Source organism: Microcoleus sp. AT3-A2 (genome assembly GCF_036705685.1).
Classification (GTDB): Bacteria; Cyanobacteriota; Cyanobacteriia; order Cyanobacteriales; family Microcoleaceae; genus Microcoleus.
In genome coordinates, this window is the sequence record NZ_JAUBVF010000001.1 from 293,130 (window position 1) to 311,861 (window position 18,732).

The window sequence follows — 18,732 nt, forward strand, 5'->3', positions numbered from 1 at the left end:
TGCTTATTTGTCTTCCGGCTCATCCTCAACTTCCGGTTTACCCTGGTCTTCCTGTTCAAACTTAATTTCATTTTTCAGCGAATTCAATGGGACTAAAAGCATATCAGCTATTTGCGATTGTCCTCTAGCCCTGTAGATATCTATCGCTTTCTGAACATCTTCTACTGCACCCTGTAGGTTTTCTAATAAAGTTTGAGCATCAGCGCGAACCATATGCGCTTCGGGAAAGCTAGGATTGAGATTAATTGCTTGAGTTAAAAGTTCAACTGATTCTTTATATTGTCCTTTGCGAGCGAGGTCTAATCCTTGTTGATAAAGTTCTTGAGCTTTCATAATGTTTTTTAATTTCTGCTGTTCATCGCGCTTGCATAAAGGATCGAGTCTATTGACTTTACCTGATGAATTTTGAATCAGCAGGCTGCTTATTTACCTTCCGGCTCATCCTCAACTTCCGGTTTACCCTGGTCTTCCTGTTCAAACCTAATTTCATTTTGCAGCGTATTCAATGGGACTAAAAGCTGATCAGCTATGTCTGATCGTCCTCTAGCCCTGTAGATATCCATAGCTTTCTGAAAATCTTTAACTCCCCCATGTTGGTCTCCAGTTCCAGTCCGAGCATAAGCACGGTAAATATAAGCTTCTACAAAATCAGGATTGAGATTAATTGCTTGAGTAAAAGCTTCAACTGCTTCCTTATACTGTCCTTTGCGACCGAGGTCGAATCCTTGTTGATAAAGTTCTTGGGCTTTCATAGCATTTCTTAATTTCTGCTGTTCATCTCGCTTGCATAAAGGATCGAGTCTATTTACTTTACCTGATGAATCAAGTATAAAGCACCCTGGTTGTTCCTGAGCATTCGCTACAGTCTGAAAAAGAGGTAGAAACGCAATAATTACAGAAGAAAAAGCAGAAATTAAGTAGGGGTGTTTCAGCATTACTGGTACTGTTTAAATATTATTTACAGCAGATTCCACGTTTATAAAGTACAACCGAGAGCGATCCCTGTAGGGACACGGCATTGCCGTGTCCCTACACTTCATAAACCTGGAATGCGCTATATGTAGACAGCTATCATACCTGTCTGGTTGCAATTGTGACATTGGTCATGGCAATAGGTGATTTATATCACTTACGGTGAAATGGCTCGGCTCGTAATATCCTATAAATCACGCTCATAAATTTCGCAAGCATCATTTTGTAAATATTATTGGAGCTTCAGCTATGAACTACGTTCCAAAGACCGTATTATTTCTCGGCGTAGCAACTGTTATTAATGGGCTTACTTTTGCAGCTCAGGCTCAGTTTTGTGCAGACCCTTCTCATACACCAGCAACCAAAGCTAGACTCGATCAACTTGCCGATAGTCAAAATATAGACATTGGTGAAGTTGGAAAAGCTTATGAAAACTTTGCACTAGCTACCATCAGACCAGGTACTCCAATTCCAGAGAATTTCAGGTTATTTCCTTCACCCGCAAGGGCAGCAGCCACAGGTGGTGCTAGCCGAAACGTACAACCTGATGGAGTTCTTCCACTTGTGTTCGTGAATTTTCCAGCAGGCCCAACTTAAACATATGCTAATAGCGTTTTCTATGAGGTAAAGGCACTTAGTGGAGGTCTCCTGCCCCCTAGTTACTCAGATTATCAAATTCTCGGTTTCATTGATGCACTCGGTGACAGTTCTGCCAAGACAGCAGGCAGAATACCAGCAATCATTTTTCTCACTAGCGCCGATATCAAGCAGATTAGTAATGCTACAGTAGCAGAAGCTTCATTGAGAAGTGTAGCTGTCTGGCACGCTATAGGTTGTGAAATTCCGGGCAGCTTTAATCAGCTTCAACTAGGTGAAGCTTCGTTGAGAAATCCCGTAGTCTACTTTCTCCAGCTAACGCTTCCAGAACGAATTGGCCCTGGAATCCCCGGCAGGATTTTCACCAAATAATGGTTTATTATCTACTCATTCATAGTTTACTTAATGGTGAAAATTATGTCTATTGAAGAGCGCCGAGGTATTGAAACAATTGACAGAAACCAAAATCTACTTCTCGTTCGCGCTCCTATTGAGTCAGTGGCGGAAAAGTTCAGTAGGGCGAGACGTGCGGATGTTTGGGAACGGGATATATACGATCGCGAAATCGACATTACCACCGAAAGCTATATTGTTTTTCAGTTCCGAGGACACCCTTGGACGATCGTTGAAAAACTGAGTTGTAGGCCCGGTTCCCTTGTGTTTGGAGAAGGAGATGCGCTCACCCTTTCTAACTTCATACCCAGTCGCGCCATCTACTACAAATGCAGCGATACTTGCGGTTATATTGGTTATAACTGCTACGATGGAGGTGCATTTGCGGAGATGCTGTACTTTGAGGAAGAAATGGATCTCCTGTTCCTCTCTGACTTTCGTGAGGTTAAAGCTGAGGACATTGACAGTGCCTTTCGCTTTACTTACGCTTTTATGGAGGAGCAAGATATCTACATTCCCTTCGTATATTACGAAAATGTGAAGGCTGGCGATCGCGTTAATTTGCGCCCCAAAGGCCCGACGTTAGATGATTTAGTACGCAGCGACTTCGAGCGAGTAGATTATATAGGCATTAACTAAAAAATTCTGAACTCGAAAATTTCGCCACACCTTTCAACCCGCTATTCTTTCGCCTTTCCTCACAACTTGCCCGTCGGCTGCTGCAACTGCACCTAAAGTGCGATCGCCCGTCGCCCCTTCCAACAAGTGAATTTGAAGTTGATCCAACCGCGGCCCGGACACAGAAACAACCGTAAGTTCCACGTTTTCGCCGCGCCAAACTTCCCCCACAGCCGGCATTCTTTGCAACTGATAACTCAGAAAACCTCCAATTGTCTGATATTCGTCAGTTACGGGCAAATCCAAATTCAATATTTGATTCACATCATCTAAATTTAACTGCGCTTGCACCAAAAAAGTGCGATCGTCCAATACTTGCAAAGCAATTTCTTTGCTGTCGGGCGACTCGTAGCTGCGGCCGATAATTTCGGCTATCAAATCCCTCAGCGTCACCAATCCCGAAATGCCGCCAAATTCATCGACAACGATCGCAATTTCTTCCGACGAACTCTGCATCAAAGGCAGCAATTCTCCCAGCACCATCATCTCCGGCACAAACCTCACCGAACGCATCCAAGTTACAATTGGCGTGTCGGGAGATAGCAAACCTTCAGCTAGGGGTTTCGCAAGTTGTTTGAAGCCAATAATGCCGATAATGTCGTCTAAAGAATCTCCCGTCACGGGATAGCGGGAATGGTGAGAAATCGCCATTTCGTCGAGCAAATTTTGAAAGGTGGCCGTCTTGGGAAGTGCGACAATGCTAGGCCTCGGCACCATCACTTCTTCTACCCAAACTTCGCCAAATTCAAACACGTTGTTGAGCAATTCTCGCTTTTCTGCTTCCAAGCCGCTGGATTCGCTGGAAGTAGCTATAATTAATTGCAGTTCTTCCGGCGTAACCGGCCGATGCCTTAGATCGTATTCGATGCCCGCAAACCGCAAGAGCGATCGAGTAGATTGATTGAGAAACGACACAAAGGGTTTGAACAAACGGGCAATCAATAAACTCGGAGGCCCTAAACTTCTGGCTAGTTGTTCGGAATACAGTAAGGCTACAGATTTGGGAAAGAGTTCGCCCAGTACGATTTGCAGGTAAGCTAGCAACAAAAAAGTTACTATTGGTATGCTAAAAGAATGGGCGATCGCCGACTTGATGTAAATTGGCAGCGGCAAATAGCCGATCGACATTCTCACTAGCACGGCGATCGTACTTTCCCCAATCCAGCCGAGAGCTAAACTAGAAAGAGTGATTCCCAACTGCATTGTTGAGAGCAATCGCTCAATACTGTGCTGCAAAGATTGCACAGTTAAAGCTGCAACGTCGCCAGCGTCCACTAACTGATTGATGCGCGATCGGCGTACCGTCACCATCGAAAACTCAGCCGCCACAAAAAAAGCATTAATCGCAATCAGCAACAGCACTGACAGCAACCGCGACAGCACCTCTGTCAAACTCATCGCGGGTAAATCAGATATCTCCTGCACTCTCGCCCCTAAAAGTGACACAATGCTCCATAAAAAAACTTTCTCGATCAAACCTGAGAATCAGTCTGCAGGTTTGGTCTTCTTTTATTTTACTTCGCCACTGGAATGCCAGATATTTGCAACTGAAGTTTTTGACCTGGATAATCTGTCAGCGTCAGCGAAACTTCCTTAGCATTTTCCAGCAAAGCTGTGGGAATACTCACCGTACCGTAAAACACCTGCCCGTTGGGGGGCAGTTCCGACGGCAAGTCCTCGGCAGTCGCGCTTAGGGCCCGACCACGATCGTCAGTGACGTTCAAGAAACTGTAGAGAAACCTCACAGCTTGGGAGCCTTCATTTTTCATGCTCACGTCTAGCAGCATGGAATTGTTGCGCTGACTGGCCGCGCTTACTTCCAGAGTTATTCCCCCGTCGCGACTGTTCCGGGGAAACTTGGCGCTGGCATTTTGTGCAGCCGATTTTTTGGCCGCGGCTGGTTTAGAGCTTGCCTTCTCTGTTTTAGTATTTGCCCCGGCCGTTGTTTTTTCTGGATCGCGACCTTCTACCCGTGCTTTGACGGTTGTGAGAATGTCTTTTTCTTTCAAAATGCTCACTTGGTCTTTGCTAGCCTGAGTTCCCTGCTTGCCGCTGCCAGCATTGTTGCTGGGGCGAATATCGGGTTGAGTCGTTCCTTGCAAGGCTTCGCGACCTATAGTAAATCCCCAAACAGAACTCGTCACGCCTGCTCCAAACATCAGAGCGAGCAGAATTAGAGTCAGCACTACTGTCGAATTCACTGCCATTGCCTATAAGTTTATGCCGAGTCCTAGAAACTGCTTTGTCCGGTCGATCGGCTCCAGCACATTGGCTAACAGGCGATCGAGACTCAGCAGATCTAAAGATTTTGATTTTTGTTCTCTAGTTCTAGCACGGACTGAGAAATTATGTTATAATTCATTTTGAGTTAGATCAAAGAAATTGATTTAACGGCAGTTGGCCGAGCGGTTTAGGCAGCGAACTCATAATTCGCCCCAGGCAGGTTCAACTCCTGCACTGCCGATTTTTAAGAACATAGGACGCTCCTCGCGCGAAAAACCGCGTTTCTTCCTAGAGGCTTGCTTACCCAAAAGCCCCTATTCTGGTAGAAATCGGGTTTTTTACGTTGTCAGCGGGCGGAAACGAAGTATTTTGCTCAGTGATGGACGCAAAAAGTGGTTTGACGCGCTACTTACAGCGCACCCTACTTAGTTTATTTAGCTGGACTTTGTTTAACAGTCATTTGTGCCCAATCTAAAATCTAAAATCGTATTATCCTTTAATTAACTCCACTCCGTCGCGCCCATCGAGTTCTTGAACGTAAACCTTAACTTGTTCTTCCTTTGCAGTCGGCAACTTTTTACCCGTAAAATCCGGCTGAATCGGTACTTCTCGGTGGCCGCGATCAACTAATACCGCTAACCAAATTTTCTCCGGCCGCCCGTAATCGTTTACCGCATTCAAAGCCGCTCGACTCGTTCTGCCTTTATATATAACGTCATCTACCAACACCACGGTTTTGCCCGTCAAATCGAAAGGAATTTCTGTTTTAGCCGGTGTCCGCATCGCAACTCGATCCAAGTCATCTCGGTAAAAGGTAATATCCAAAGCGCCCACGGGTACTTTGACTTGTTCGAGAACTTCAATTTGATCTGCCAAAATTTGAGCTAAAGGCACTCCTCTACTATGAATGCCCAACAGCACTAAATCCGAGGGATTCCCTGATTTTTCGACAATCTGGGAAGCGACGCGGGTGAGAGTGCGCCTCACTTCATTAGGGGATAAAATTTGGATAATTTTAGTCATGGGTTGCTGCGAGCTAATTGTTGGCTGTTGGCATATCGAACAATTTGAGATTTGAGATTTGAGATTTGAGATTGACTTGACAGATGAATCTGGGGGTTTGAACTCAATTGATACTCCCCAGCCCTAAAGGGACGGGGATTCTTGAAGAGTCCAGATGCGAACTTTCAAAGGCGAAATCAAAGCGCCCCTACTGACTCCTCTTAGGCATAGCCCTAAAGTTGCCGCTACTTTTCGCAAAATATTTGCAGCGCCATTGCCGTCTGCATTAATTTTGCTTCCATCTTTTGAACGATACAATCCACGATTAACTCGCTTTCCAGATTCTTTCCACCCTTCAGGTTTTTCACCGAACTTAGGCAGCTCATCTGAATCTAGAAAACTCGCCTTACTTGTATAGCTTTCTTCGGTTTCAACAAATTGAATACCGTACTGTTCACCAAGTTGAGAAATCCTATCCTTCAATCGAGCGGTAGGAATTTGTACAAAGTTTTGATTCGTTTTGTTACCAAGATTTATTGCTTGGCGCATCCCCTTGTTCCAGCCAAAAACGACCGTACCTATTTGGTTCTCAAGGCAATGATTCAATACTAATCTAGCTGTTTTGTTAACGGCATCTCTGACCTGCCTGTTTCGCTTTTCTGTAATATGCGCCAATCTCCTAGACCAAAAGCCTTGAGAGCTATGCTCTTTAATCGCTGCAACTCGCTTGTTATACCATTGATTTAATGATTTCAGATGCCGTCCATCTACGATAAAACTTGTTCCCACATTGGAAACACAAGTTAACCAATTATTCAACCCTGGATCGATACCCAGAGCTTTCTTGACATTTAGTTCGACCATTGCTGGCTGAAGTTGGTAGACAAATTCGACATAGAATTGCCCATTTCTTGGCAAAATACGAATTTCTCTAATTACCTTGTAGTCCAGGTTGGATGGCATTGGTAAATAAAATTCACTAATTCCAAACCACAGTTTAACCTTACCGCCTAATGGGAACCTCAATTGCCCATTCTTGAGTTTTACGTCTGCCTTTGGGAATGCCACGAGTTTTAGGCTGTTTTTGCGGTATTTCGGTAGTTTGGGGCGTGGCGTTACTGTGCCACTTTTAATTCCTTTCAACAGTCCAATGTACGACTTAAAAGATTCCGCAACACTGGTCAACGTTTGTTGAGCGACATGAGAATACAGTGCTTTGAAATGAAGATTTTCCTTGAATAATTTGTGCAAGTCATACTTACTGGGAATTCTCCCGGTTTTAAAATACAACTGCCGAGAATAGTAAGTTCCGCAGTTGGCTAGCTTGTTCGACTCTTCGCATACAAACTCTAGAACGCTTCTTAACTCTCGATTTGGACTAATTAAATTCTGCTGGCATCCATAACTAGACATTTTTTTGATTCTCAATGTACTGCTTGATTACTGAAATAGGCGCACCGCCAACAGTCGCAATAAAGTAGCTATTTGTCCATAAGGTTGGTAATCGACTTTTTAGCCAAGGGAATTCTTGACGAAGATACCGAGAAGAGCGCCCCTTCATGTACCGAATCAGTTTGGCAATTCCAAACTGAGGATCGCACTCGATCAAAAGGTGAACGTGATCTGGCATTACTTCCATTTCAATTAATTCACTACCAAACTCAATCGCCGTCTTTAGCAATATTTCTTTGAGTCGAGTATCAACACCTTCAATTAAAACCTTCCGGCGATATTTCGGACACCACACAATATGGTATTTACACGAGTAAACAACATTTTTGTTTGATTTGTAATTAACGCTCATAATAGAGTTATACAGGATGAACCTGCATAACTCTATTAATCTGGCATTAAGATTTGTTAAATACTGAAGGCGGTTGAAACCGCTGCCGACTTGTCCCCGTGTCTAAAGCCAGGGGCTTGCGTCTCGTTCTTCGGTCAAAACTTTTTTTGCTGCTGTAGGTGGCGGATCTCTGTCTTCTGCAGGACTTACCCCGAACGGATGAAAAGCAGATGCTGCGATTGCTTAGCCGAGGACGAACAATCACAGAAATAAGTTATTTATGCCTCCTGGACTGTTCGGCTGAGGTCATCAGTTAGGGGATCAAACATAATAACGTATAAAAAAGCAATGATAGTCCCAACCAAATCAGAAAGCAATACCGAGTTAATTGCAATGCTTGGCAAATTAGCGGCGCTGTGATAGGGTGAACCGGCTCACCTAACAGTGGTTTGTGTTTGAGAACTCCGCGATAGGAATTAGTACCTCCTAGTTGCACTCCCAAGATGGCCGCGTAAACGCACTCGCTCCAACCGGAATTGGGACTGGCATCTTTAACAGCATCTCTCTGACAAATCTGCCAAATGTAAATCGGTTTGCCAGATATAACGGCTAAAGTAATCACTGTTAGCCGGCAAGGAATCCACGTCAGCACGTCTTCTAGTTTGGCGCTAAACCATCCTAAATCAGTGTATGGCGCTTCTTTGTAGCCGATCGTAGAATCTAATGTGCTGGCTGCTTTGTAAGAGATCGTCAAGGGGACTATAGCACTCGCCCACATCGAGTTAGGATCGATCGGGGCAGCGGTAACACTTAATAATAGATGCGGCAGAGCGAACCCAAGTAAGGCATAAAATAGCGGTGCTGTCACGCCATCGACTGCATTCTCTGTTACAGTTTCTAACAATGCTCGCAGAATTTCTGGCTCGGATAAGTTTTCGGTATCCCGGCCGACGTAAAGGCTCAACCTTTCTCGTGCCTTGACTAAATCTCCAACATTTAAAGGTGCTAGCACATCCTCTGCTGCCGCCCTCAAACTGCGACCGGCAAAACAGCTTGCCAGCAAAATGGTCTGTATGGCAATACCTAAAAGAGGATGCACCCAACTAGCAGCTTGGACGATCGACCAACTGACAGTATAACTGCCTACAATCAGCCCGATCGCTAGTATTGTACCAGCACATCGTAGCAGCAGTTTGTGCCGGTCGCCAGCGGGACGATCGCCAGCGGGAGGCATTTTGCCTGCGGGATTATTCCATATATTAAAGACAAGTCTAGTATAGCGGTCGATCGCCCAACCCATCGCCTGCACGGGATGTGGCCAACCCCAAGGATCGCCGATCGAATAATCCAACACCGCAGCTAAAATCAAAACAGGAAATTCATCCGGCATCATTATATGTTGTGTCAAACTTGATAGTCCGTCAATCGATTTTAGATTTTAGATTTTAGATTTTAGATTAAAGAATTGAAGAAAGCGACCCCACCGATCAATCCGGGGGCTTGCGATGGGGAGCGAGGAGCTTTTTTCTCGCTCCACGGATGAATCCGGGGGCCCGAACCATCTTCCTTGATTGTCAGAGCAGGAGCCATCGCCCCAGAGAGCAGATTTCAACTCCTGCTACCCTTGCGGACTTTGATTTTTTGAGCGGCGATTTTATAGTAGAAGGAAGAAGGAAGAAGCAATAAAGGCAAGGGTTTGAGCAATTCAAAACCTCATCATCATCAGGCGTGGTTGCTATAAATGCTGAGATTACTTTAGTCGCGAAGCAAGTGTACGTTCTCCTCCCAATTAACACCGTCAAAGGGTAGGATCTGAAAGTGTTCGATGGCATAGTCGTCAAGACAGCGGACGTTGACATCGAAATGATCGGGATGCGATCGGGGGCGATAGAACGAGTGAATGCCGCAAATTCGGCAGAAAGTATGTTGAGCAGTTCCTGTATTAAATGTATAGGTTGTCAAAACATCTTCGCCACTGAGCAAGGTAAAACGTTCCGGTGGCACAATGAGGTGCAAAAATCCCTTCTTTTGACAGATAGAGCAGTTGCAATCAGATGCTTCGTGTTTATCAACGGCGACACGGAAGCGGACAGCTCCGCAGTGACAGCCACCAAAGTAAGTAACAAGTGTTGCGTCCATGTGTGCTTGCTGCCGATCGAATGAATGAACTTACCATTTAAATGATAAAGCTAGTTTCTTCCCCAAGAGCCGCTTGCCAACTGCGGACATCATAGTATAAGTCTTCGAGGGAAATACTGTACAGCGCTTCGGCAAGTTTTTTGTGCAATCGGTTCCACAAACTGAATGTTACCCAGTCCTCTGCTTGCGTCGCGTCGGGAAAATGTCGAGGTAAAGGTTCAATAGTTTCACCTACAGCCTCTAAGATTTGTCCTAAAGAGATTTGAGCTGGCTGGCGGGCTAATTGATATCCTCCTTGGGAACCCCGAACAGATTGGACTAAACCGGCTCGTCGCATTTCAATCAGCAATTTTTCTAGATACGGAGCAGGTAACTCCTGTCGCTTCGCTATCGATTTCACCGATGTCGGGCCAAAGCGAGGTTGCAAACTTAGATCCAGTAATGCTTTGACACTGTAGTGTCCGCGTGTGGTTAACTTCATGGGATTTTAAGAGCGGGGCAAATATTCAGCTAGCTGATAGCTGATAGCTTATGCTACCGAGTTTAGAGATTGCTCGCACCGGCTGCAGCTACTCCTCAAGAAAGACTGCAGGTTGTTAAAAATATTTAGATAATAGTGGTTAACAATTGAGCTGATCGGTGTAATATGGTTTTACGACCAGCTATAAAGCTAAAGTTTCTTGGTCAAACCAAAAACCAACCGAGAAAAAATCCGTACACCAGTTGAATATTTCAGGACTCAGTAAATGGCTAAAAAGAAAAATATCGAACCCCTTGAAGGCGAAGATCTGATCAAAAAGGTCAAAGACCTAGAGAACCTTACCAAGGAAGAAAAAGCTAGAGCCTGTGGCTACTACACCGTTACCAAGAACGGCGTAGAACGGGTCAACATGATGAAATTCCTGAATGCGCTGATTGATGCAGAAGGCATTCAGCTAGACGGGAAGCAAAACGGCAATGGACGCGGCGGACGCTCTGCCAGCTATCGGATTAGCGTTCAATCTAACGGCAACTTACTGATTGGAGCTGCCTACACCAAACAGATGGAACTCCAGCCGGGAGATGAATTTGAAATCTCTCTGGGACGCAAGCACATTCACCTGCGCCAAATCGATCGCGAAGAAGAAGAATCCTAGGCTTTTACGACTTGCTTTGACTTCTTGCTTGAACAGGTTGGTTTGACTTCAAGCATTGACTGCGAGCAGAGAATTGGCTCTGAAATCTTTCTGTGAGCCTAAAACACTATGGCTTCTATAGATGGCAATGGCTCGACAAAAGCCACTGCCACCACTTTATATTTTGCGAGAATACCTATTCTCGCCCCTCGCTATATCCGTTTGGACAAGCGGGGGATTTTCCGCGTAGCTGTTGAAGAGAAGTTCTGCAGCAGATTGTGTACGGGATTTAACGGATGTAACGCATGGATGTTCACCAAGGGATTGTATAGCGGATTTAACGGATGAATGTTGAGTTTCGATGGTCGAGGTTCCAGGCAAGAAGCAGGGTAGGTTGAGCTACGAAACCGAACAAAGCAAGAAAATGGTGGAGGTATTTTGATACTCCCCAGCCCTAAAGGGACGGGGATTCTTGAAGAGTCCAGATGCGAACTTTCAAAGGCGAAATCAAAGCGCCCCTACTGACTCCTCTTAGGCATAGCCCTAAAGTTGCCGCTACTTTTCGCAAAATATTTGCAGCGCCATTGCCGTCTGCATTAATTTTGCTTCCATCTTTTGAACGATACAATCCACGATTAACTCGCTTTCCAGATTCTTTCCACCCTTCAGGTTTTTCACCGAACTTAGGCAGCTCATCTGAATCTAGAAAACTCGCCTTACTTGTATAGCTTTCTTCGGTTTCAACAAATTGAATACCGTACTGTTCACCAAGTTGAGAAATCCTATCCTTCAATCGAGCGGTAGGAATTTGTACAAAGTTTTGATTCGTTTTGTTACCAAGATTTATTGCTTGGCGCATCCCCTTGTTCCAGCCAAAAACGACCGTACCTATTTGGTTCTCAAGGCAATGATTCAATACTAATCTAGCTGTTTTGTTAACGGCATCTCTGACCTGCCTGTTTCGCTTTTCTGTAATATGCGCCAATCTCCTAGACCAAAAGCCTTGAGAGCTATGCTCTTTAATCGCTGCAACTCGCTTGTTATACCATTGATTTAATGATTTCAGATGCCGTCCATCTACGATAAAACTTGTTCCCACATTGGAAACACAAGTTAACCAATTATTCAACCCTGGATCGATACCCAGAGCTTTCTTGACATTTAGTTCGACCATTGCTGGCTGAAGTTGGTAGACAAATTCGACATAGAATTGCCCATTTCTTGGCAAAATACGAATTTCTCTAATTACCTTGTAGTCCAGGTTGGATGGCATTGGTAAATAAAATTCACTAATTCCAAACCACAGTTTAACCTTACCGCCTAATGGGAACCTCAATTGCCCATTCTTGAGTTTTACGTCTGCCTTTGGGAATGCCACGAGTTTTAGGCTGTTTTTGCGGTATTTCGGTAGTTTGGGGCGTGGCGTTACTGTGCCACTTTTAATTCCTTTCAACAGTCCAATGTACGACTTAAAAGATTCCGCAACACTGGTCAACGTTTGTTGAGCGACATGAGAATACAGTGCTTTGAAATGAAGATTTTCCTTGAATAATTTGTGCAAGTCATACTTACTGGGAATTCTCCCGGTTTTAAAATACAACTGCCGAGAATAGTAAGTTCCGCAGTTGGCTAGCTTGTTCGACTCTTCGCATACAAACTCTAGAACGCTTCTTAACTCTCGATTTGGACTAATTAAATTCTGCTGGCATCCATAACTAGACATTTTTTTGATTCTCAATGTACTGCTTGATTACTGAAATAGGCGCACCGCCAACAGTCGCAATAAAGTAGCTATTTGTCCATAAGGTTGGTAATCGACTTTTTAGCCAAGGGAATTCTTGACGAAGATACCGAGAAGAGCGCCCCTTCATGTACCGAATCAGTTTGGCAATTCCAAACTGAGGATCGCACTCGATCAAAAGGTGAACGTGATCTGGCATTACTTCCATTTCAATTAATTCACTACCAAACTCAATCGCCGTCTTTAGCAATATTTCTTTGAGTCGAGTATCAACACCTTCAATTAAAACCTTCCGGCGATATTTCGGACACCACACAATATGGTATTTACACGAGTAAACAACATTTTTGTTTGATTTGTAATTAACGCTCATAATAGAGTTATACAGGATGAACCTGCATAACTCTATTAATCTGGCATTAAGATTTGTTAAATACTGAAGGCGGTTGAAACCGCTGCCGACTTGTCCCCGTGTCTAAAGCCAGGGGCTTGCGTCTCGTTCTTCGGTCAGCCAAGAGTGCGTAATACCAGTTTAAAAAAATGCAACTGTCGGCAAACTCCAAAGCACGAGCTTCCTCATTCATCCCCAATTATTTAATCTAAAATCTAAAATCTAAAATTGTATAAGTCTCGTGCTTGCTTCTGATTTGTGTCTGTGTGGGAGGGGTTTTGAGGGCAAGGAAACACCCCGATCGCCCCTAAGTGAAATTACAGGCGGGAACAGTTAAAGTGTTAGGGAGCAATTAGTCATCAGCCTATGCCGTTGCCCCGATTCGCGAGTAAAACTTCTCAACACCAAACAAAAATCTCCCTGCGTCGCCTTCTAGTAGCCTCTTTTGTGCTGCAAATCGTCGCCGTAGTTGGGATTGTCGGGTATCTGTCCTTTCGCAACGGAGACAAAGCAGTTGAAGAGCTCGCCGAGAAATTGATCGCGGAGACGGGAAAGAGAGTTGAAGAAAAGCTGATTTCTTTTCTCGAACCTACCCAGTGGGTAAATCAACTTAACGCTGAAGCGATCGAGCGCGGTGAATTAAACTTACAGTTAGAAAAGCCGCAGCCTCGGGGAGAGAAGTTCCTCTGGCAGCAAATGCGATCGTTTAAAAGCATTCAGTGGATTTCCCTCGGTGCGGAAAAATCAGGAGAATATCTCGGAATTTGGCGCAACCCCAGGGATAACAGCTTGCAAATTGTCGCGGCGAACAAGTCTAGCAACTTTCACAGCATTTACTACGCTACAGACAGCCTAGGCACTCGCACCGCTAAATTAAAGGCAGAACCCAGAACCTACGATGCCCGTCTCCGCCCCTGGTACAAAGAAGCTGTCGCAGCTAATAAACCTATTTGGACGAGCATTTATCCGGGTTTTACTCCTGGGACTGTTTTTATTGCTGGCAGCCAACCGATTCGCGATCGAAATGGTAAATTGCTGGGAGTTTGTGGCGTAGACTTTTCGCTTTCGGAGCTTGAGCAATATCTGCATCGCATTAAGCTTAGCAAAACGGGACAAATTTTCGCGATCGAACGATCGGGCTTGCTGGTTGCCAGTTCGAGTCAAGAATCACCCTTTAGAAAGATGTCGGGAAACCCGCAACTGCAGCGGCTGAATATTTTAGACAGCAAAACTCCTGTCATTCGCATCGCAGCTAAATATTTATACGAACACTTCGGGGGCTTTGGCGACATTAAGAAGCGGCAGCAACTGCAATTTAGCCGAGACGGGAAGGAATATTTTGTGGAAGTGCTGCCTTTTTCTGATGTTTACGGTTTGAACTGGCTGATTGCGATCGCAGTTCCCGAATCCGATTTCATGGGCCAAATTAACAAAAATACGCGCACTACAATTTTACTTTGTGGGGCGGCGCTGCTGCTATCGACAATTGCTGGAGTGCTGACAGCGAGGTGGGTAACGCTGCCACTGCTGCGGCTCAACGAAGCAGCTAAAGATATTGCCGCCAGAGAATTCGATCGCCCTGTTGCTGTCAGTAGGCTTGAGGAAGTCGGCGAATTAGCGCAGTCTTTCAACGAGATGGCAGCTCAACTGAAACAGTCTTTTCAAGCTTTGGCAGAAAGTGAAGAAAAATTTGCCAAGCTGGTAGAAAATTTGCCTGTTGGAGTCTCGGCGATGAATCCGCGCGGCGCAGTTATTTTCATGAATTCGGCGGGTGAGCAGATATTGGGTAGGGGAGAAATGCCCGATGCTACCGCACAAGAGCTACCACAAGCTTATCAAATTTATATAGCAGGCAGTAATCAACTATACCCGGTCGAGCAAATGCCGTTTGTGCGAGCGTTGAGTGGCTTGGAGGTGATTGCTGAAGATATGGATATTCGCCGAGATGGGAAAAATATTCGTTTGCAAGTGCGAGCGGTGCCGGTGTTTGACAGTGCGGGGAATATCCTTTATGTTCTTACTGTTTTTAAAGATATTACAGCTCGCAAACAGGCAGAGCAAATATTGGCTGACTACAACCGTACTCTGGAAATTGAAGTAGTCGATCGCACGATCGAGCTAGCCTCGATCAATGCCCGCTTACAGCTCGAAATTGAGGAGCGCAAGCAAGCTGAAAAAATTATCCGTCAAGAGCGTGACTTTAACTTAAAGATTATCGAAAATTCCCCGATTTTTTTTGTGGCGATCGACTCTGAGGGTAAAATCCTGCTGGCGAATAACAGTATGTTGGAAGCGGTGGGCTATACTGCCACAGAAGTTGCAGGCAAAGATTACTTAGCTACATTTGTACCCCCAAGCGATCGAGCCGGATTACATTCAATTTTTACGGGCGTAACAGCGCGAGAGCAAACGGTTAACGAACATCGCATTCTCACTTCGGACGATCGGACTTTGTTAGTCGAGTGGCACGGCACACCGGTGATCGACGAAGGTGGCAGCCTGGATTTCTTGTTTGGATTTGGGATTGATATTGGCGAGCGGAAACAAGCACAATTAGCCTTGCAAAAAAGCGAAGCTCTGTTTCACAAATTAGCGAACACTGTTCCCGGAGAACTTTACATATTCGTGCAGCATCCCGACGGCTCAGTCAAGATGGAATATATCAGTCCTCTTTGCCGAGAAATTCAAGAATTAGAGCCGGAGGAAATCCAGAACAACTCTGCTTTACTCTCCGAACAAATACACCCGGACGATCGCTCCAGTCACTTCGAGGCAACTGTCAAAAGTGCGACTAATCTCGAACCATTTTCCCACGAGTGGCGGATTGTGACACGATCGGGAAAACTCAAATGGCTGCAAGGTTATTCTCGACCCGAATTGCGCGAAAATGGAGATATTGTCTGGCACGGCATAATTATTGATACGAGCGATCGCAAACAAGCAGAACAAGAACTCCAACAAGCCAAAGAAGCCGCAGAAGCTGCCAACAAAACTAAAAGCCTCTTTCTCGCCAACATGAGCCACGAATTGCGAACCCCCCTCAACGCCATTCTCGGCTTCGCTCAATTAATGGAACCCAGCGCTAATTTAACTTTGCCCGAAAAAGAAAATATCAAAATTATTCGCCGCAGCGGAGAACACCTGCTCCAACTGATCAATCAAGTCTTAGACTTATCTAAAATTGAAGCTGGGCGCATGACACTCAACGCCAAAATTTTTGACTTGTACCGCTTGCTGGGGGACGTGGAAAATATGTTTCAAATTCCGGCGAGTAATAAAGGATTGCAATTAATTATTGACTGCTCTTCCGATGTTCCCCAATACGTGCAAACTGATAATCTTAAGTTGCGACAAGTGCTGATTAATCTATTAGATAATGCGGTTAAATTTACCCGGTCTGGTTCAGTGTTAGTCACAGTATGCTCCAAGCAAGAAGGAATATTTGAGCCTACAAAAAACAAATCTTTAAATGTTGAAGAACCTCAAAAAAGTATTTTTATTGGTTTTGAAATAGCAGATACAGGAGTTGGCATTTCCCCGGAACAATTAAAAAGCTTATTTGAATTATTGGTGCAAACTTCATCAGAAAAAAAAGTTCAAACAGGTACGGGTTTAGGATTAAACATCAGCCGCGAGTTCATAAGATTAATGGGCGGCGACATTACCGTCGAGAGCGAAGTGGGACAAGGGACTGTCTTCAAGTTTGATATTCAAGTTGTTACCGCAGCGGGTGCTGGTGAAGTCATTAATAAATATGTTGAAGTCAATGATTTATCGCAGAGTTCAAGTATGCTACAAGAAAAAATATCTGATAGTGCTGCAATATTTACGCTGGACTCCAAGCCAAAAGTTTCCCCAGAATGGACGAGGAATCTAAAACAGGCAGTTCGTGAGGCTGACTTCGACTTGATTGCCACAAGTATTGAGGAAATCGGCAGCGATAATGATATTTTTGCGGAAGTCCTGATGAATCATCTATATAATTTTGATTATCAAAAAATACTAGATTTGATTGCTGAAATTGAGCGATAGGGGGCTGAGCTTTCGAGTGCGCCGAAGCCTACCTTACCTATAAAGTTGCTGTAGGGAGCATCTCGGCCGAGATGCTCCCCGAACAGTTATTTTAGCTGCTGCCACAATAGTCCTGGGATGGCATAAAATCCTCGCTCAAAGGTCTATACACTCTGATAATTATCATGCTTGATTTGCTGCTAATAATTGAGTGTTTGAATTGACTTTTTTCAAGCTAGAGTTAACCCCCCCGATCGCCCTTTTGGTAAGGGGAAATCGAGGGGGTTAAATGTTATTTGTCAAGTATCTGAGGATATTAAGCAGGGTTCGCTTCGGCTCGTCTTTGTAGCAGGCGGGCAATTTCAGCTTTTTCTACAAGTCCGACGAGGACACCGTTTTCACGAATGACGGGGAGTTCTTGTACTTTGAGTTGTTCCAGAAGGGTGACGACTTCGAGGAGGGATAATTCTGGTTTGACTGTTGTGGAAAATTCGATCGGCTTCAGGAGTTCTTTCACTAAAACTTCGGGCCAGCGTCCGGTAGGAATGGTTTTGAGGTCATCAAGGTCGATCGCCCCTACCAATTGTCCGGCATCATCTGTTGCCAGGAATCTGCGCCAGGTTTGAGTGCTACCGATCACGTAGTTGTTGGCAAATTCTCTGAGGGACAAGTCTTGGGAGACGATCGGACTTTCGGGGGTAACAGCATCTGCGGCTGTCAATCCTGCTAGTTTATTTTGGACTGTGGCATATTGTGCAGATTGACCGGCATTTTGCAGTAAGAACCAACCGATTACTAGATTCCAAATATTGCCGAATACGCCTGTAGCAATGGCAATCCAACCAATTATTTGACCAACGCGACTAGCAAAAATTACACCTTTGTAAGGGTTGCCAGTAATTTTCCAGACAATTGCTTTGAGGATGTTGCCGCCGTCGAGGGGCAAACCGGGAATTAAGTTAAATAAGGCTAGAACTAAGTTGATGGAAGCTAAAAGTCCGACGATTGCGGCTGCAGGGCCTGTGAGACCAGCACCGATGCCGATGGCTGTTAACAAACCGGATAACAATAAGCTGACCAACGGGCCTGCAATTGCTACCCAAAATGCTTCGGCTGGGGTTTTAGATTCTCTTTCTAAATTAGCCAGTCCGCCAAACAGAAATAGCGAAATCGATTTCACGCCAATTCCCTGTTTAATGGCTACCCAACTGTGTCCTAATTCGTGGGCTAAGACGGAAGCAAATAACAGTAACGCTGTGAATAATCCCAGCATCCAGGGCGCTACGGGGCCCAATGTGGGAAACAGGGCAGCTAATGCGCCGCCGTACTGCCAGGTTACTAAACCCAGAACTAAAAACCAAGATGCGTTGACAAAGAAGGGAATCCCAAACAGGTTGCCGACGCGAAATGTACCGTTCATAATGGCTACCTCTGATTTTACGAATGAGAGGTTTTTCTCTCTGTCTCCTTATCGTAACGAAACGTAACGAGGATGTTAATGCTTCAATTAGGGTGTTATCCGTCTGTGGAGGTTCGGTTTGCTGAATAATTACCGCCGACTGCGGTTTTGCCCGCTAGGGGTTAAATATTCTTATCTCAAAACGGAAGTTTTTGCTATGAGGCTTGAGGAAGATATCTGTTTTAGTTTTCTGTTTTAATTTTCAGCCGGTTTTAACCGAATGCAAGC

At 44.9% G+C, this 18,732-nt stretch carries 18 protein-coding genes and 1 tRNA gene; 6 read left to right on the forward strand and 13 right to left on the reverse strand.

Translation table 11 applies throughout. From position 1 onward, the window contains the following. Positions 1-3 precede the first annotated feature (3 nt). Positions 4-333 carry a tetratricopeptide repeat protein gene (locus tag QUB37_RS01320; RefSeq protein WP_333158355.1) on the reverse strand — a complete coding sequence of 110 codons (330 nt, stop codon included), beginning with the start codon at positions 331-333 and terminating at the stop codon, positions 4-6. An 89-nt stretch (positions 334-422) separates the two neighbouring features. After that, a complete protein-coding gene (locus QUB37_RS01325) occupies positions 423-752 on the reverse strand; it encodes a tetratricopeptide repeat protein (protein WP_333158357.1) in 330 nt (109 codons plus the stop codon). 469 nt (positions 753-1,221) lie between these two features. On the opposite strand from QUB37_RS01325, the gene QUB37_RS01330 reads away from it, so the two are divergent. Together QUB37_RS01330 and QUB37_RS01335 are read left to right on the forward strand one after the other, a co-directional pair. Continuing rightward, entirely contained in the window at positions 1,222-1,569 is a 348-nt protein-coding gene (locus tag QUB37_RS01330; RefSeq protein WP_333158359.1) for a hypothetical protein, read from the forward strand. 417 nt (positions 1,570-1,986) lie between these two features. Next, positions 1,987-2,601, forward strand: coding sequence for a hypothetical protein (locus tag QUB37_RS01335; RefSeq protein ID WP_333158361.1), 615 nt, complete (start codon positions 1,987-1,989; stop codon positions 2,599-2,601). Between the two features lie 33 nt (positions 2,602-2,634). On the opposite strand, the gene QUB37_RS01340 is transcribed toward QUB37_RS01335, so the two are convergent. Next, a complete protein-coding gene (locus QUB37_RS01340) occupies positions 2,635-4,065 on the reverse strand; it encodes a hemolysin family protein (protein WP_333158364.1) in 1,431 nt (476 codons plus the stop codon). An 89-nt stretch (positions 4,066-4,154) separates the two neighbouring features. Beyond that, positions 4,155-4,847 (reverse strand): hypothetical protein, encoded by a 693-nt coding sequence (locus tag QUB37_RS01345; protein ID WP_333158366.1) that lies wholly within the window; start codon positions 4,845-4,847, stop codon positions 4,155-4,157. 184 nt (positions 4,848-5,031) lie between these two features. On the opposite strand from QUB37_RS01345, the gene QUB37_RS01350 reads away from it, so the two are divergent. Then, positions 5,032-5,104 (forward strand) — tRNA-Ile (locus QUB37_RS01350). Between the two features lie 248 nt (positions 5,105-5,352). On the opposite strand, the gene pyrR is transcribed toward QUB37_RS01350, so the two are convergent. The 6 genes from pyrR to QUB37_RS01380 all read right to left on the reverse strand — a co-directional run bounded on the left by pyrR (position 5,353) and on the right by QUB37_RS01380 (position 10,268). Beyond that, the gene (pyrR, locus tag QUB37_RS01355; protein WP_333158368.1) at positions 5,353-5,886 is read right to left on the reverse strand and encodes a bifunctional pyr operon transcriptional regulator/uracil phosphoribosyltransferase PyrR; all 534 of its coding nucleotides are present in this window, start codon (positions 5,884-5,886) and stop codon (positions 5,353-5,355) included. A 123-nt stretch (positions 5,887-6,009) separates the two neighbouring features. Continuing rightward, positions 6,010-7,278: a transposase gene (locus QUB37_RS01360; RefSeq protein WP_333158370.1), complete on the reverse strand. Its 1,269-nt coding sequence runs from the start codon at positions 7,276-7,278 to the stop codon at positions 6,010-6,012. Next, a complete protein-coding gene (gene tnpA, locus QUB37_RS01365; protein WP_333158372.1) occupies positions 7,271-7,669 on the reverse strand; it encodes an IS200/IS605 family transposase in 399 nt (132 codons plus the stop codon). Before tnpA (QUB37_RS01365) ends, QUB37_RS01360 begins: the two co-directional genes overlap by 8 nt. Positions 7,670-7,961: 292 nt before the next feature. Continuing rightward, a complete protein-coding gene (cbiB, locus tag QUB37_RS01370) occupies positions 7,962-9,041 on the reverse strand; it encodes an adenosylcobinamide-phosphate synthase CbiB (protein WP_333158491.1) in 1,080 nt (359 codons plus the stop codon). Between the two features lie 362 nt (positions 9,042-9,403). After that, the gene (locus tag QUB37_RS01375) at positions 9,404-9,787 is read right to left on the reverse strand and encodes a GFA family protein (RefSeq protein WP_333158374.1); all 384 of its coding nucleotides are present in this window, start codon (positions 9,785-9,787) and stop codon (positions 9,404-9,406) included. A gap of 37 nt (positions 9,788-9,824) precedes the next feature. Further along, positions 9,825-10,268 (reverse strand): Rrf2 family transcriptional regulator, encoded by a 444-nt coding sequence (locus QUB37_RS01380; RefSeq protein WP_006635345.1) that lies wholly within the window; start codon positions 10,266-10,268, stop codon positions 9,825-9,827. Positions 10,269-10,533: 265 nt separating this feature from the next. Between QUB37_RS01380 and QUB37_RS01385 the strand changes: the two genes are divergently transcribed. Next, entirely contained in the window at positions 10,534-10,923 is a 390-nt protein-coding gene (locus tag QUB37_RS01385) for an AbrB family transcriptional regulator (protein ID WP_015179394.1), read from the forward strand. Positions 10,924-11,031: 108 nt separating this feature from the next. After that, on the forward strand, positions 11,032-11,250 hold the full coding sequence (locus QUB37_RS01390; protein ID WP_333158376.1) for a hypothetical protein: 219 nt from the start codon (positions 11,032-11,034) through the stop codon (positions 11,248-11,250). A gap of 106 nt (positions 11,251-11,356) precedes the next feature. Here QUB37_RS01390 and QUB37_RS01395 read toward each other — a convergent pair whose 3' ends face one another. Then, entirely contained in the window at positions 11,357-12,625 is a 1,269-nt protein-coding gene (locus QUB37_RS01395) for a transposase (protein WP_333158370.1), read from the reverse strand. Next, the gene (gene tnpA, locus QUB37_RS01400; RefSeq protein WP_333158372.1) at positions 12,618-13,016 is read right to left on the reverse strand and encodes an IS200/IS605 family transposase; all 399 of its coding nucleotides are present in this window, start codon (positions 13,014-13,016) and stop codon (positions 12,618-12,620) included. The genes QUB37_RS01395 and tnpA (QUB37_RS01400) overlap by 8 nt, the downstream gene beginning before the upstream one ends. A gap of 384 nt (positions 13,017-13,400) precedes the next feature. Between tnpA (QUB37_RS01400) and QUB37_RS01405 the strand changes: the two genes are divergently transcribed. Beyond that, a complete protein-coding gene (locus QUB37_RS01405; RefSeq protein WP_333158378.1) occupies positions 13,401-17,066 on the forward strand; it encodes a PAS domain S-box protein in 3,666 nt (1,221 codons plus the stop codon). 295 nt (positions 17,067-17,361) lie between these two features. Here QUB37_RS01405 and QUB37_RS01410 read toward each other — a convergent pair whose 3' ends face one another. Then, positions 17,362-18,465 carry a site-2 protease family protein gene (locus QUB37_RS01410; RefSeq protein WP_333158380.1) on the reverse strand — a complete coding sequence of 368 codons (1,104 nt, stop codon included), beginning with the start codon at positions 18,463-18,465 and terminating at the stop codon, positions 17,362-17,364. Between the last annotated feature and the right edge of the window lie 267 nt (positions 18,466-18,732).